The 14,210-nt window shown below is 74.6% G+C and carries 11 protein-coding genes; 3 read left to right on the plus strand and 8 right to left on the minus strand.

All coding sequences use genetic code 11. The features are described from left to right. Positions 1 to 4: 4 nt before the first annotated feature. From HNQ01_RS00860 to HNQ01_RS00880, 5 genes are read right to left on the minus strand one after another with little or no spacing between them, the layout of a single operon-like run. A complete protein-coding gene (locus HNQ01_RS00860; protein WP_173803423.1) occupies positions 5 to 1,093 on the minus strand; it encodes a glycosyltransferase family 2 protein in 1,089 nt (362 codons plus the stop codon). Further along, positions 1,090 to 2,424 carry an oligosaccharide repeat unit polymerase gene (locus HNQ01_RS00865; protein ID WP_173803424.1) on the minus strand — a complete coding sequence of 445 codons (1,335 nt, stop codon included), beginning with the start codon at positions 2,422 to 2,424 and terminating at the stop codon, positions 1,090 to 1,092. The genes HNQ01_RS00860 and HNQ01_RS00865 overlap by 4 nt, the downstream gene beginning before the upstream one ends. Next, positions 2,421 to 3,710, minus strand: a complete 1,290-nt coding sequence (locus HNQ01_RS00870) for an oligosaccharide flippase family protein (RefSeq protein ID WP_173803425.1) — start codon at positions 3,708 to 3,710, stop codon at positions 2,421 to 2,423. Before HNQ01_RS00870 ends, HNQ01_RS00865 begins: the two co-directional genes overlap by 4 nt. 2 nt (positions 3,711 to 3,712) lie before the next feature. After that, positions 3,713 to 4,630 carry a hypothetical protein gene (locus HNQ01_RS00875; protein WP_173803426.1) on the minus strand — a complete coding sequence of 306 codons (918 nt, stop codon included), beginning with the start codon at positions 4,628 to 4,630 and terminating at the stop codon, positions 3,713 to 3,715. Between the two features lie 14 nt (positions 4,631 to 4,644). Beyond that, complete coding sequence (locus tag HNQ01_RS00880) at positions 4,645 to 6,060, minus strand: Wzz/FepE/Etk N-terminal domain-containing protein (RefSeq protein ID WP_173803427.1); 1,416 nt, start codon at positions 6,058 to 6,060, stop codon at positions 4,645 to 4,647. A gap of 384 nt (positions 6,061 to 6,444) precedes the next feature. On the opposite strand from HNQ01_RS00880, the gene HNQ01_RS00885 reads away from it, so the two are divergent. Together HNQ01_RS00885 and HNQ01_RS22265 are read left to right on the plus strand one after the other, a co-directional pair. After that, positions 6,445 to 7,161, plus strand: coding sequence for a sugar transferase (locus tag HNQ01_RS00885; protein WP_473964403.1), 717 nt, complete (start codon positions 6,445 to 6,447; stop codon positions 7,159 to 7,161). Then, positions 7,158 to 8,273 carry a glycosyltransferase gene (locus tag HNQ01_RS22265; protein ID WP_173803429.1) on the plus strand — a complete coding sequence of 372 codons (1,116 nt, stop codon included), beginning with the start codon at positions 7,158 to 7,160 and terminating at the stop codon, positions 8,271 to 8,273. Before HNQ01_RS00885 ends, HNQ01_RS22265 begins: the two co-directional genes overlap by 4 nt. Positions 8,274 to 8,279: 6 nt before the next feature. Here the strand turns inward: HNQ01_RS22265 and HNQ01_RS00895 are convergent, their stop codons facing one another. The 3 genes from HNQ01_RS00895 to HNQ01_RS00905 form a co-directional block, all read right to left on the minus strand. Then, positions 8,280 to 9,839: a methyl-accepting chemotaxis protein gene (locus HNQ01_RS00895; RefSeq protein ID WP_173803430.1), complete on the minus strand. Its 1,560-nt coding sequence runs from the start codon at positions 9,837 to 9,839 to the stop codon at positions 8,280 to 8,282. Between the two features lie 141 nt (positions 9,840 to 9,980). Beyond that, a complete protein-coding gene (locus HNQ01_RS00900; RefSeq protein WP_286180383.1) occupies positions 9,981 to 11,519 on the minus strand; it encodes a DUF3482 domain-containing protein in 1,539 nt (512 codons plus the stop codon). Continuing rightward, positions 11,516 to 13,057 carry a DUF2868 domain-containing protein gene (locus HNQ01_RS00905; RefSeq protein ID WP_173803431.1) on the minus strand — a complete coding sequence of 514 codons (1,542 nt, stop codon included), beginning with the start codon at positions 13,055 to 13,057 and terminating at the stop codon, positions 11,516 to 11,518. Before HNQ01_RS00905 ends, HNQ01_RS00900 begins: the two co-directional genes overlap by 4 nt. 106 nt (positions 13,058 to 13,163) lie before the next feature. Here HNQ01_RS00905 and HNQ01_RS00910 point away from each other — a divergent pair, with 106 nt between their 5' ends. Beyond that, the gene (locus tag HNQ01_RS00910; RefSeq protein ID WP_173803432.1) at positions 13,164 to 14,153 is read left to right on the plus strand and encodes a Bug family tripartite tricarboxylate transporter substrate binding protein; all 990 of its coding nucleotides are present in this window, start codon (positions 13,164 to 13,166) and stop codon (positions 14,151 to 14,153) included. Positions 14,154 to 14,210: the final 57 nt, after the last annotated feature.

Consider the following 14,210-nt stretch of genomic DNA (forward strand, 5'->3'; position numbering starts at 1 on the left):
TGCTTCAGAGCCGGCGCAGCAGGCGTGCCAGCCGGTGCTGCGCTGCGGGCGAGCTGTCGGGCTCGCGGCCCGGATCGGCGACCGTGCCGCTCTCGCGCCGGTGCAGCCGCGCGATCCGGCGGGCCGGCGTGTCGGGCAGCAGCAGCACCGCGACCATCCAGCCCAGCATCAGCAGCCGCCGCGCCGGCGCCAGGCCCGGCCAGCGCAGCACCGAGCGCAGCACGCGCACGACGGTGCGCCGCCGCGGCAGCCCGGCCGGTGCGCCGCCGAAGCGCAGCCCCAGCACCAGCGTGCGCGCCTCCCACGGCGCCAGCCCCGCCGGGCGGCGGTGCGCGATGCCCAGGCGCTCCAGCGCCGACGACAGCGCCTGCTTGCCCTGGTCGATGCGCCGGCAGGCGTCGGCGAGCGAGCCGTGGCGGCCGACGGCCAGCAGCTCGTCCTCGCCGCCGCTGCGGCAGGCGCCCAGCGCGACCGGGATCGAGCGCACCTCGCCGCAGGCCGGCGCGAGCAGGATCGGCACGGTGTCGGCGCCGTCATGCCACGGCGCCTCGTCCAGCGGCAGCACCCGCGCGAGGTAGTCGCGGTGGAAGGCGTTGCCCGAGCACGGCGGCGAGCCGTAGGCGCCGAACTCGCGCAGCAGCGCCAGCGCCTGCGCGCCGCCGTGCAGGTCGCGCGGCAGCAGGCGGCCCAGCGGACGGTCGTCGGCATCGACCAGGTCGAGTCGGAACTGCACCTTGCTGACGCCCGGGCGCCAGGCCGCGAGCACCTCGGCGGCGGCCTCCGGATGCAGCCAGTCCTCCGACTCCAGGAAGACGATCAGCTCGCCGCGTGCCGCGGCGAAGCCGGCGTTCATCGCCGCGGCCTCGCTGTCGTCGTCGAGCGCGATCAGCGGCAGCTGCGGCGCGTGGCGGCGGATCGCCGCCAGCGAGCCGTCGCGCGAGCCGGCGTCGACGATCAGGATCTCCAGCGCCTCGGGCGTGTCGTGGCGCAGCGTCTGCGCCAGCGCCGATTCGATCGCGTGCGCGACGAAGCGCTCGCGCCGGCGGTTGACGACGACGATGCTCAGCCGCGGGCGGCTCGTGTGCAGGTTCATGCCTCGGCCTCGCCGGTGGCCGGCCGGGAGGAAGCGCGACCCGCGGCCGGCGCCGGTGCCGGCGCCATCAGGTGGGCCAGCAGCAGCGTCAGCACGATGCCGCAGCTCCAGGTGAAGGAGCGCGCGGTGCCCAGGTAGGGATAGCGGTACATCTCCATGAAGGTGATGAAGAAGATCGGGTAGATCGCCACGCCGGCGAGGCGGCCCTCGCGGTAGGCGCGGAAGGCCAGGCCGCTGAGCAGGCCCACCAGGCTCATGTAGAGCGCGCCGCCGGTCAGGCCGAGGTCGGAGATGACCGCGTAGATGCCCGAGGGGCTGTTGAACTCCGGGTCCTGGTAGGCGAGCAGGTGCAGCTCGAAGCTGCGCCCGGCGTAGCCGACCAGCGCCGAGAAGGGCTGGCCCAGGCCGAGCGGCGCGCGGTGCAGCCACTCGAGCGTGAACTCGAAGGTCCAGGTCGGCCAGGCGGAGTTCGCCAGCAGGCTCGCGCCGTTGTTCAGCGAGGTGTAGTAGTAGGCGGCGAAGCGCCCGAGCGCGAACTCCCAGAAGTCCATCTTGCCCTGGTAGGTGTCCGAGGCCCAGGAGCGCGCGTACTCGGCCGCGCCGAAGTAGACGATCACCAGCGGGATCGCGACGAAGGGCCCGGCCAGGCGCAGCAGCGACCAGGGGCCGCCGCGCCGCGCCGCGGCCCAGCGCCCGATCGCCAGGCCGAAGGGCACCAGCGACTCGATCAGCGCCAGCCGCTCCGACCAGACATAGACGCGGAAGGCCGTCAGCAGCACCAGCAGCAGCGCCAGCAGGTTCATCGCGCGCGGCAGCGGCCGCCGCGGCAGGTCGGTGTCGAGACGGCGGAAGGCGTACAGCGAGAAGAACACCGGCGCGGTGTTGGCCAGCGAGGTCAGGCCGGGCGTCAGCTCGATGCTGTCGCGCTCGGGCTTGTAGGCGCCGGTCAGCGTCGCCCACAGCAGCGCCGGGTCGAGCAGGAAGTCGCGGAACCACAGCGCGAAGCCCAGCGTCGCCACCAGGCCGATCGCGATGGCGGCGCGGTCGCCACCCTCGCCGATGCGCCGCGGCGCGCCGGCCGCCGGCTGCAGCTGCGCGCCCAGCCAGCCGCCCAGCGCCAGCGCGACGATCATCAGCCCGCCCAGCAGCAGCCAGTCCAGATCGAGCACCTGCACGCCGCGGATCGTCAGCGCCGGGTGGCGGATCTCGCCGGCCCAGGCGATCAGGAACATCAGCGGCAGCAGGAAGCCGGCGGCGATGCCCGCCGGCGCGCACCACCACGGCATCGCGCCGCCCGCGGCCGGCGCGAGCGTCCGCAGTCCGGTCCTCATGCGGCCTCCCCGGCGACCCGGGCCGGCCCCGCGGCGCGCGCGCGCGGCGGCTGCAGCACCAGCATCAGCGCCGACAGCAGCAGCACCGTCGACTCCGCGCCGACGATCGCCCAGCCGTAGGCGCTGCGCTGCGACAGCCGCGTCAGCCCCGCCAGCAGCGCGCAGAACACCAGCGTCGCGGCGGTCTGGATCAGCGCGTAGCGGCGCTCGCGGCCCAGCGCGATCAGCGTCTGCTGGCCGAACAGGTTGGCGATACCCTGGATCGGCACACTCAGCGCCAGCAGCAGCACCAGCATGACGGCGACCGGCTTCTCCTCGTGGAAGACATAGCCGACGATGTGCGGCGCCGCGAGCATGCACAGCGCCGCCACGCCGACGCCGACCACCAGCGTCGCGGCCATCAGCTTCCGGCCGAAGGCCAGCGCCTCGTCCGGCGAGCGCGCCGCCAGCGCCGAGATGCGCACGAAGCCGAGCTGCTGCAGCGGCAGCAGCGTCGCCTGCCCGGCCATGCGCACCCGCAGCGCCAGGTTGGCCGCGCCGACGGTGGCCGGATCGGCGTGCAGGCCCAGCAGCGCGATGCCGCCGTTGGTCAGCATCGCGCCGTTGACGTTGCCGAACACGATCGCCCAGGAGCCGCGCAGCAGCCGGCCCATCGTGCCGGCGTCGATGCGCGCGCGCCGCGCCAGGCCGCGGCGCAGCAGGTGGAACCAGGTCAGGCCGCTGGTGGCCAGCGACACCAGCGCATAGACCGACAGCGCGCAGGTCATCGTCGCCACCCGCGGCACCACCGTCACCAGCACCAGCACGCCGAGCAGGCGCACGCCGGTGGTGATGGCCAGCAGCAGCCGCGTCTGCTCGAGCGCACGAACGTACCAGCCGGCGTCGAGCGCGAAGCCGACCAGGTAGGCCAGCGAGGCCAGCATCAGCGGCCACTCGTCCTGCGGCCGGATCAGGCCGAGCAGCGCGCCGCAGCCGCTGGCCACCGTCGCGCACAGCAGCAGCTTGGTCGCGGTGATGTTCCACAGCGTGCGGTGGCCGTGCGCCGCATCCTCGCGCCGGCGCGCCACCTCGCGGGTGCCGTACCAGTCGAAGCCGAACTCGATGATCATGCCCAGGAAGCCGCCCAGCGCCGCGTAGAAGGACACCACGCCGTAGTCGTGGATGCCCAGCGTGCGCCCGCACACCACCGCGAACACCAGCGGGAACGCGAAGGTGGCGACATGGGTCAGCGCCAGCTCGGCGAGCTGGCCCGGCATCGCGCGGCGGGTCGGCGTCGGTGCGGCCACCGTCAGGTCCCGTTGACGACCACGCCGGCCAGGTCGACCGACTCGCGCCGCAGCGCGTCGACCAGCGTGCGCAGGTCCGCGGCGCGGCTGCGGTGGCGCCGCGCCAGCACCAGCGCCTGGCCGCAGGCCGTGGCGATCACGCGCGCGTCGGCGCCGTCGCAGGCCGGCGGGGTGTCGACGACGATGCGGTCGAAGCGGCGCGCCAGCACCTCCAGCAGCGCGCCGAAGCGACCGCGCTGCAGCAGCTCGAGCGGATTGGGCGGCGGCGCGCCGACCTGCAGCACCTGCAGGCTGGGCAGCGGGTCGATGCGGTCCAGGCCGGGATCGCTCTCGAGATCGAAGCCGGGGTCGGCCAGCAGCGCACTCAGGCCGGGCCGGGCCGGCAGCGCGAACAGCCGGTGCAGCCGCGGCGAGCGCAGGTCGGCGTCGACCAGCACGGTGCGCTCGCCGAGCTGGCTGAACGCGACGGCCAGGTTGGCCGCGGCATGGGTGCGGCCGTCGCCGCGCTCCGGGCTGACGATGGCCAGCGCCAGCGGCCGGCGCGTGACGTCCTCGGGCACGCGCAGCATCAGCTGCGCGCGCAGGTCGCGCCACAGCTCGGCGCACTCGCCGTGCGGATCGGTCGCGACGCTCAGCTCGGCCAGGTGCGGATGCTGGGCCGCATCGACGCAGGCGTAGCCGAACTGGCGCGCCAGCGCCTGCTGCAGCTGCGCCGGCTGCACCAGGCCCAGCGCCAGCGCCGCCTCGCCGAAGCGCAGGCCGCGCTCGGCCTGCAGCGCGACGATGCGGGCGATGTCCTCGTCCCCGATCGGGCCGATCCCGCGCAGCAGCTCGCCCAGGGGCTGCTCGTGGGCGGGCGGGCGCACCGCCAGCGTCGTGCCGGCCGGTTCGCGCTCGAGTTCGCGCGGGATCCTGTCCATGGCGGCCTCCCGGCTCAGGTGCGCTCGGGCGCGCGCAGGCGGGCCGGGAAGGCGGCGATCGCGCTGCGTGCGCCGCGGTTCGGCGCCGGGATCTCGACCAGCAGCGGCAGGTCGAGCAGCTCGGGCACGTCGTCGGCGCAGCGCAGCCGGCGATCGCGCAGCTCGGCCACCAGCGTGGCCGCCAGCGCCAGCACCGTGCCCAGCACCGCGGCGATGCCCAGGTTGACGTCGAGCTGCGGCGAGGATGGCAGCGCCGGGCGCGTGGCCTGCTTCAGGATCGAGACATTGCTCAGCCGCGCCTGGCTGTCGGTGGCGCTCTGCGTGGCGCGGCCGGCGATCGTGTCGTAGGCGGCCTGCGCGTTCTGCACGTCGCGCTGCAGCACGCGCGCCTCGTCGCGGCGGGTGGTCAGCTCGAGCACCCGGGCGCGCTGCGCCTCCAGCGCCGCGCGGGCCTGCGCCAGGCGCTGCTGGTTGACGCTGTCGCTGGTGCCCAGCGTCGCGGCGATGCGGCGCGACTCGGCCGCGAGCTGCTGGCGCAGCCGCGCGACGGTGGCGCGCTGCTCGACCATCGCCGGATGCTGCTCGCCCAGCCGCGCGCCCATCTCGTCCAGCCGCGCCTCCTGGCGCATCAGCTCGGACGACAGGCCGGCCACGACCGGGTGGCCGAGCACCTCGGGCGAGCGCTCCGGGCTGGCCGCGGCCTGGCTGCGCCGGCTGCCCGACTCGCCGGCCTGCGCCTGCAGCGCCACCAGCTGGCTGGAGAGCTCGTTCAGTCGCGCGGTCTCGATGTCGAGCCGCTCGTCGCTGCCCACCGCCAGCAGGCCGTGCTGGCGCTGGAAGGCCGACAGGCGCTGCTGCGCGCCCTCGAGCGCCTGGCGCAGCTGGGTGGCGCGCTCGCCGAGAAAGTCGCTGCTGCTGCGCGCCGGATCGAGGCGCAGCGCCAGGCTGTTGTCCACATAGGCCTGCACGAAGGCGTTGGCCAGCTGCGCGGCCTCCTCGCGGGAGCCCGCCGTGTAGCCGATCGAGATCACGCCGGACTCCTTGGCCGGGCGCACGTCCAGGCGCTTGCGCATGCGTGCCGCCAGCCAGGACTCGAAGTCGCCCTCGCCGCCGGTGCGCGAGCGCCACAGCGTGCGTTCGCTGCCGCCTTCGCGGCCCAGTCCGGTGGCGGCGATGACCGTGCGCGCGACGCGCTCGCTCTGGATCAGGTCGACCTGCATCGCCATGTAGGCCGCGGCCTGCTGCGGCTGCGCGCCGCCCTGGGCCAGCGGATCGGCCGCCCGCGGATCGACCAGCACCATGGCGGTCGCGGTGTACTGCGCGGGCAGCAGCAGGCTGACCGCGGTGGTCAGGCCGAGCACGGAGGCCAGGACCGCCAGCGCCAGGCGCCAGCGGGCCCGGAGCGCCATCAGGAAACGGGCAAGCGACATGGGGTCGATCGGGAGTCTTGTTTCGGATTGAAACCTGAGATTCAGGCGTGAGTCTTGACTGCTGATGATCGGATTGGCGCGTATTCCTGCGCCATCGACCACCCTGCAGCCACGGGAGAGACCCGCTCCGCCGCCGCCGGGCTGCGGGGGATGGGCTTCATCACGCGCTGATATTTGGACTTTTATTCATATTTGCGCTCAAGATGATCCTTGCATGCGTCAACATGGGCCGCGCAGGGTGCGGATTGCGCAGTGTCCGCGATGCGGCCGCCCGGTGTGACCCATGTCTGCAGGTGGCTTCATCTGTCGGAGAGGGATCGGATGAATAATGCATGAAAACAACGCCCGATCCGATCGAGGCCGGCAATGCAGGAAGATTTTTGTATGAAATCGAAACAACCTGAAGACGCGGGATCCGCGCGTCCGCTGCAGGACTTCGTCGGCGGGGCCAGTCGCTTCCGCCACCGCTGCCGGCGCACGCCGACCGGCCTGATGGCGGCGCTGCACCTGCGCCTGGACCAGCTCGCCGCGCTGCTGCTGCTGCTGCTGTTCGCGCCGCTGATGGCGGTGATCGCGCTGCTGGTGTGGCGCCGCGACGGCGCGCCGGTGCTGTTCGGCCACTACCGCATCGGCCAGCACGGCCGCCCCTTCCGCTGCCTGAAGTTCCGCAGCATGTACCTCGACTCGGAGGCCATGCTGCGCGAGCTGCTCGAGCGCGACCCGGCCGCGCGCGCCGAATGGGAGCGCGACCACAAGCTGACCGACGATCCGCGCATCACCCCGATCGGCCATTTCCTGCGCCGCACCAGCCTCGACGAGCTGCCGCAGCTCTTCAACGTGCTGCGCGGCGAGATGAGCCTGGTGGGCCCGCGCCCGATCACGCTGGCCGAGCTGCCGCGCTACGGCCAGGTGCGCTGGCACTACCTGAGCGTGCGCCCGGGCATGACCGGCCTGTGGCAGGTCAGCGGCCGCAACGACACCACCTACGACGAGCGCGTCGAGCTCGACCGCGAGTTCGTCGAGCAGCACAGCCTGAGGCTGCGGCTGAGCATCCTGCTGCGCACGCTGCGCGTGGTGGTGCTGGGCAGCGGCGCGCGATGAGCCGCGCGCTCCATCTGGTGACGCGGCTGCGGCCGGGCGGGCAGGGCGGCACGCTGTGGCCGACGCTGCTGACGCTGGCCGATGGCGGCCTGGCGCAGGAGGTGCTGCCGATGGCCGCCGACGCGGCGGCGCTGCGCTCGGCGCGCCTGATGTGTCCGGACAGCGTGCAGGTGCCGGTGCCGCCGCCGATGCGCGCCATCGCGGCGGCGCTGCGCCAGCGCCTGCAGGCCGCGGCCGATCCGGCTGGCGAGCCGCTGGTGGCGCTGCACCTGCACGGCACGCCGGCGCTGCTGCTGGCGCGCCATGTGCTGCACGCCTGTCCGCAGCCCGGGCTGCCGCTGTTCGTGCACGGCGTGGCGCCGGCGCTGGCAGCACGCCTGCTGCCCGGGCGCGGCGAGCGCTCGGTGCTGCTGGTGCGGCCGGGCCGGGTCGATGCGCTGCACCGCGCGTCGCCGGCCGAGCCGCCGTCCGGCGCCGAGGCCGAGGTGGACGAGGTCTTCTTCGAGGCGGTGCGCGCCGAGGCGCCGCAGCCGCTGGTGGCGTGTGCCGCGACCGGGGAGGCTGCGGCCGACGAGACGGTCGCCCGCGCGCTGGCGGAGCTGGCGGTGATGATGTCGGGCATCGACCCGGTGCGCCAGCCGGGCTTCGGCTGGATCGGGCCGGCGCCGGCGTCGGTGCAGCCGCTGCTGAAGGCGGCGCAGGTGCGGCTGATCGAGGCCGACGGTGCGGCGGCGCGGGCGGCGGCGCTGGCCTCGGCCTGGGTGTATCTGGCGCCGGACGCGGCCGGCCTGGGCGCAGCTCGACTGGCCGAGGCGATGGCGGCCGGGCTGCCGGTGGTGGCCACCAGCGCGCCGGCCTACCGGGAGCGTGTCATCGAGGCGCTGTCGGGCGAGCTCGGCGGGCGGCGCGCCGATCTGCTGCAGGCGCTGGCGCGGCTGGTGGAGTCGGACGCGCTGCGCCGCGACATGGGGCTGGCGGCCCGCATCCGCGCCCGCCATCGCCATGGCCTGAACCGCTTCCGCGGCGCGCTGCTGATGGCGCACGGCCTGTCGCCGCAGCCGGTGCTGCGCCATCCGGCAGGGCAGGGCGCCCCGGCGGCAGCGCCGGCCTGATTCCGCTCAGTGCTCGTGGGCGAGGCGGAAGACCGCCATCGCCTGCACCATCTGCTGCGCCTGCTGGCGCAGGCTGTCGGCGGCCGCGGCCGACTGCTCGACCAGCGCGGCGTTCTGCTGCGTGGTCTGGTCCATCTGCGTCACCGCCTGGCCGACCTGGCCGACGCCGGTGCTCTGCTCCTGGCTGGCCAGGCTGACCTTCTCGATCATCTCGCCGACGTGGCGGATGTTCTCGACGATCTGCGTCATCGTCTCGCCGGCCTGGTCGACCAGCTGCGAGCCCTGGTCGACGCGGGCGACGCTGTCGGTGATCAGCGTCTTGATCTCGCGCGCGGCCGAGGCCGAGCGCTGCGCGAGGTTGCGCACCTCGGTGGCGACCACCGCGAAGCCGCGGCCCTGCTCGCCGGCGCGGGCCGCTTCGACCGCCGCGTTCAGCGCCAGGATGTTGGTCTGGAAGGCGATGCCGTCGATCACGCCGATGATGTCGGCGATCTTGCGCGAGCTCTCGTTGATCGAGCGCATCGTGTCGACGACCTGGGCGGTGACCTCGCCGCCGCGCTGCGCGGCGTGGTTGGCCTGGCTGGCCAGCGTGCTGGCCTCGCGGGCGTTCTCGGCGTTGTGGCGCACCGTCGAGCCGAGCTGCTCCATCGTCGCGGCGGTCTGCTCCAGCGCGCTGGCCTGGTCCTCGGTGCGGCGGCTCAGGTCCTGGTTGCCCTGCGCGATCTCCTGGCTGGCCGAGGCGACCAGCTCGGCGTTGCCGCGCACCGTGCCGACGATCTCGACCAGACGCGCCTGCATGCGGCCGAGCGCGGCCATGAGCTGGCCGGTCTCGTCGTTCGAGCCGGCGTGGATCGGCACGGTCAGGTCGCCGGAGGCGACGCGGTCGGCGATCTCGACCGCCTCGTGCAGCGGCCGGGTGATCGAGGCGGTCAGGCGCCAGGCCATCACGACCGCGGCGCCGAGCGCGACCAGCGTGCCGGCGATGACGATCCACAGGCCCTGGCTGCTGACGGCCGCCGAGGCGGTGCTGGCCGTGCCTGCGCCGTCGTGGTTGATCTTGACGAGCTGGACGAGGTCGGCCTGGGCCGTGGCGAAGCTCTGCCGGCCCTCGCCATCGAGAAGCTTCTTGGCGGCTTCGTTCTCGTTGCGGCGCGACAGATCGATCATCTTCGCGTGCGTGGCCATGTAGCTCTTCCAGGCGGTCTCGAACCGGTCATGGATGCGTGCCTCCTCGTCGCTGCTGATCAGCTTGGCATAGTCCGCATGCGTGGCATCGAAGGTCCGGATCGTCTCGGCCAGCTGCCTGTCGAGCTCGGCCATGGTCTTGTCGTCGGTGTTCAGGATGTGTGCCGTCTCGGTGAGCCGCAGTTCGTTGGCCAGCGTGCGCATCTGGTTGACGGTTTCGACGCTGGGCAGCCAGTTGCCGACGATGTCGTCGGACAGCGCGTTCATGCGCCGCATCTGCATCAGCGCGGTGGCCGCCACGGCCAGCATCAGCACGGCAAGCACCGCGAAGGCCAGCGCGAGCTTTTTCGAGATCGAGAGACCGGGAAGATGCCTGTCCATGAACGCTCCTGGTGCATGTGCCGCTGTCATGTCCGCATGGCGGCGATCGGGGGGACGAAGGAGTGCAGGACGTGACGGCACCCGGCCGTCCGCCCTGCGGATGACTGGCGATCGTGCGCCCGCCCGGCCCGGCGGGATGCGTCAAGAAGCGAGGCGAGGCGGGGGCAGTTCGCCGGCAGCGTCCGGGTGCAGCGCTGCGAGCACCTCGGCGGCGACCTCGCCGAGCAGCGCCTGCAGCCGTGCGGTGGTGGCGATCGTGTCGTCGCGCTCGCCCCAGGCGGCCTCGAGCTCGGCTCGGCGGGCGGCCAGCGCCGTGTCGACCTGCGAGCGCCAGTGCGCGGGCGTGGCCGTCTGGCTCCACGGGCCGCGTCCGCGGCCCGAATGCGCGACCGCCAGGTAGCGCACCAGCGCGCCGGCGACCAGCTGGTCGAGCGCGCTCTCCTGCCAGCACAGCCGGCTGCCGTCGCGGCCGCGCACCAGGTTCAGGCCATGCGCCAGTCCGGCCGCACCCAGCGCGCCGAGCACGCCGCCGGCGATCATGCCGCCGCCGAGCGTCAGCCCGCCGCTGGCGATGTCCGCGGCCAGTCCGCTCAGCGCGCCCGACACCAGCGCGCCGACCAGCGCCGCCGGCCCCGGCGCGAGCCGCTCGCTGTGGTCGAAGGCCTGGCCGATCTGCTGCAGCAGCTCGTCGGCGCGGCCCTCGCCGTCGAGGTCGTGCAGGTGCAGCAGGTCCGAGGTGCTGGCGCGGATCTCGCCGTCGAGCTGCTGCGCTAGCTGGCGGCCGGCGCGCTGCACCGGGCTGGCCTCGTCGTCGCGGCGCAGGCCCAGCGCGCTGCCGACCTGGCGCAGCGTGCCGCGCAGCAGGCCGTCCTCGTCGACCGGCAGGCGCGTCGCGGCGATGCGCGCCAGGCTGGCGGCCAGCAGCTGCATCGCCGTGTCGAGCCGCGCCAGCCGCTGCGCTCGCCCGGCCTGGCGCAGCCGCACCATCAGCGGCCGGCGCGCCTCGGGCAGCACCTGCTCGATCCGGCCCAGCAGCACCAGCTCCTGCACCCAGCAGCGCGAGAAGGCGTCCAGCGGCAGCACCGCACGCACCGGCGCGAAGCCCTGCAGCCGCGTGCGCCAGCGCTCCAGCTCGGCCTGCTGGCGTGCCGGATCGTCCGGGCCGCCGAGCTGGTTGAGCAGCACGATCACCGGCAGGCCGGTCCAGGCCAGCAGTTCCATTTCCGGCTCGACATAGCCCGCCGCCTCGGGCGACTCGGCCGCGCTCACCAGATAGAGCGCCACGTCGGCCTCGTCGCGCACGTTGCGCAGCGCCTGCTGGCTGGCCCAGAAGGCGCGGTCGCGCCAGCGGTCCCAGACCTGGCCGAGCAGCCAGCCCAGCGGCGTGCCGGACTGGCGCATGCGCCGCGCCAGCCGCACGCTGTCGCCGAAGCCGGGCGTGTCCCACAGCATCAGCCGCGCGCCGTCGGGCGCCTCGATCAGCAGGTGCGCGTCGGCGAACTCGGTCACATGCGTGGCGTCGCGCACCACGCCGACGTCGCGCCCGAGCAGCGTGCGCGCCAGCGTGGTCTTGCCGATGTTGGTGTGCGACACCAGGGTCAGCGCCAGCGTGCGCTCGTCGCGGCCGGAGGCACCGGCCGGCGCGGGCCTGTCCCGGTCGGCGTTCATGTCGGTGCTCATGCGGCGGCTCCGGCCGGGTCGGTGCCCGACAGCGCGGCCAGGCTGGCCGCATCGGCCGGGTCGGGCCTGCCGTCGCGCAGCAGCGCGCAGTCCAGGCCCAGGCCCTCGACCAGCGCCCGCCAGGCCTGTCGGCGCTCGGCCAGCCGGGCCGGCGCGCTGTCGGCGAAGCGCGCGGCGAAGCCGCCTTCCTCCAGCAGCACGACGAGGCGCGGGCCCGGCCGTCCCGCCGGGGCCGACGCGCCCAGCAGCGAGCGCAGCCAGCGGCCGTGGACTTCGGCCTCCGGCGTCGCCGACAGGTCGATCCACGGCAGCAGCATCGCCGGCGCGCCGGCCACCGCACCCTGCAGCGCCGCCTCGTCCTCGCTGCCGTAGCCGCGCACCGGCGCGACCTGCAGCGTCAGCGTCTCGCCGAGGTGCGCGCGCAGCCAGTCGGTCAGCGCGTCGAGCTGCGCCGGCGCCGGGGCCTGCGCATGCGGCAGCAGCCGCAGCGGCGCGTCGGTGCGGCGCTGCTGGCCGAGCAGGTCGCGGAAATAGGGCTCGTCGAGCCGCAGCGGGAAGCGCCGCGACAGCCAGGCGGCGTGCAGCGCCGCCAGCAGCGCCATCAGCGCGCGCGGCAGCACCACCGCCAGCCCCAGCGTGATCGCCCACAGGTGGATCCACGGCGCGGCGGTGTCGATGCCGCCGGGCGCCGGCAGCGCGGCCGTGCCTTCGGCCACGCGCAGCGCCTGCAGCGTCGCGACATCGGGTAGCGCCAGTCCGGACAGGCGCGCGGCCGGCTCGAGCAGCAGCGCCAGCGCCTGGTGCACCGTCGCCGCGTCCAGGAAGGTGCTCGACCAGCCGACGCGGTAGTCGAACACCAGCCCGCGCAGGTAGAGCGAGGCGATCATGCCCAGCGCCACCCCGATCGCGCCCAGGTGCAGCAGCAGCGCGGCGCGCGCGCCGGCCAGCGGCGAGCCCAGCGCCAGCCATTGCGCCGCCAGCGCATCGAGCAGGCTGGCCAGGCTGGGGGCGTCGGGCGCGTCCGGCGGCGCCCGGCGCTCGGCGCGGCGGGTGCGCAGCAGGCGGCCCAGGTCGAGCGTGCGCCGCGCCAGCCAGGCCTGCAGGCCGGCGCTGCGCGGCCTCGCCGCCGGGCGCAGCGCCAGCAGGCCGTGCAGCACCGACAGCACGATCACCACGACGTTCCACAGCACCAGCGCCCAGACCGGCGGCGCCAGCAGGCTGATGCGGTGCGCGGGGCCGAGCGCGTCGGCCACCAGCCCGAGCATCAGGCCCAGGCCGAGCGCGGCCGGCATCCAGCGCCCGCGCCACGGCGGCCGCGCCAGCCAGTCGCGCACATGCGACTCGCGCGGACCCAGCCGGCGCAGCGCCGCCTCGGCGCGGCGTGCGAGGAAGCGCTCGGGCGTGTCGTCGGCAGGCGCTTCCTCGAGCGCGACGCGCGAGGCCCAGCGGCGGTCGTCCTCGCCCCACAGCGGATGCGCGGGGCGGGCGGTCTCGAAGGCGCGCAGCAGCAGCACCCGTCGGGCGTTCGTCTCGTCCATGGCGGGTGACTTTAGCGTGTGCGCGGCGTCAGGCCCCCGACCCGGGCACGGGGCTACCATGACGGCAACGCTGCCCTTTCACCGTCCTGCCGAGGATCCCGACGACATGACCGACCCGCAAGCCCGTCCTTCCCGCCGCTCCGTCCTGGCCACCGGGGCCGCGGCGCTCGCCGCCGCCGCCTGGCCGGCCGCCCGAGCCGACAGCCGCACGATCCGGCTGCTGGTCGGATTCCCTGCCGGCGGCGGCACCGATGCCATCGCCCGGCTGCTGGCCGAGCGGCTGCACGAGGTGCTCGGCCAGCAGGTCATCGTCGAGAACAAGCCCGGCGCCGGCGGCCAGCTCGCCGCGCAGGCGCTCAAGACGGCCGCGCCCGACGGCACCACCTTCTTCCTCAGCCACGACCACACCATCTCGATCCTGCCGCTGGTGTCGCGCCATCCCGGCTTCGATCCGGCGAAGGACTTCGTGCCGGTGGCCGGCTTCGCCGACTTCGTCAACGCGCTGGCGCTGTCGGACGCCACGCCGGCCAGGAGCCTGCGCGAGTACGTCGACTGGGTGCGCGGCCCCGGCCAGGGCAAGGGCGCGATCGGCGTGCCGGCGCCGGCCTCGGTGCCGGAATTCCTGGTCAAGGTGATCGGCGACAAGTACGGCCTGGACCTGGTGGCCGCGCCCTACCGCGGCAGCGCGCCGATGATCACCGACCTGCTCGGCCGCCAGATCGCCGCCGGCGTCGGCTCGATTCCCGACTTCATCGAGAACCACCGCGCCGGCCGGCTGAAGGTGGTCGCGGTGCTGGGCGGACGGCGCCAGGCGGCGCTGCCGGAGGTGCCGACCTTCGCCGAGCTGGGTCTGGCAGGCTTCGAGGACATGCCCTACTACGGCGTGTTCGCGCCGGCGGGCACGCCGGCGGACGTGCGCGAGCGCTTCGCCGCGGCGCTGGCGCGGGTGATCTCGCAGCGCGAGGTGCATGCGCGGCTGACCGCGATGGGCCTGAGCGTGGGCTTCAGCGACGGCCCGAAGCTGGCCGCGCGCGAGCAGGCCTACCGCGCGACCTGGGCGCGCATCATCCGCGCCAGCGGCTTCCAGCCGCAGTGACGCTCAAGTCGGCGCCTGCGGCGGCCGATCTTTCTCCGGTCCGGCGGATCGTGTCGT

Origin of the sequence: Sphaerotilus uruguayifluvii (assembly GCF_013294065.1) — a bacterium.
Taxonomy (GTDB): Bacteria; Pseudomonadota; Gammaproteobacteria; order Burkholderiales; family Burkholderiaceae_C; genus Sphaerotilus; species Sphaerotilus uruguayifluvii.

Coding starts and splice junctions, on each gene's coding strand:
- HNQ01_RS00860 (WP_173803423.1), bottom strand. CDS start 1,093: ATGAACCTGCACACGAGCCGCCCGCGGCTGAGCATCGTCGTCGTCAAC.
- HNQ01_RS00865 (WP_173803424.1), bottom strand. CDS start 2,424: ATGAGGACCGGACTGCGGACGCTCGCGCCGGCCGCGGGCGGCGCGATG.
- HNQ01_RS00875 (WP_173803426.1), bottom strand. CDS start 4,630: ATGGACAGGATCCCGCGCGAACTCGAGCGCGAACCGGCCGGCACGACG.
- HNQ01_RS00880 (WP_173803427.1), bottom strand. CDS start 6,060: ATGTCGCTTGCCCGTTTCCTGATGGCGCTCCGGGCCCGCTGGCGCCTG.
- HNQ01_RS00885 (WP_473964403.1), top strand. CDS start 6,445: ATGAAATCGAAACAACCTGAAGACGCGGGATCCGCGCGTCCGCTGCAG.
- HNQ01_RS22265 (WP_173803429.1), top strand. CDS start 7,158: ATGAGCCGCGCGCTCCATCTGGTGACGCGGCTGCGGCCGGGCGGGCAG.
- HNQ01_RS00895 (WP_173803430.1), bottom strand. CDS start 9,839: ATGGACAGGCATCTTCCCGGTCTCTCGATCTCGAAAAAGCTCGCGCTG.
- HNQ01_RS00900 (WP_286180383.1), bottom strand. CDS start 11,519: ATGAGCACCGACATGAACGCCGACCGGGACAGGCCCGCGCCGGCCGGT.
- HNQ01_RS00905 (WP_173803431.1), bottom strand. CDS start 13,057: ATGGACGAGACGAACGCCCGACGGGTGCTGCTGCTGCGCGCCTTCGAG.
- HNQ01_RS00910 (WP_173803432.1), top strand. CDS start 13,164: ATGACCGACCCGCAAGCCCGTCCTTCCCGCCGCTCCGTCCTGGCCACC.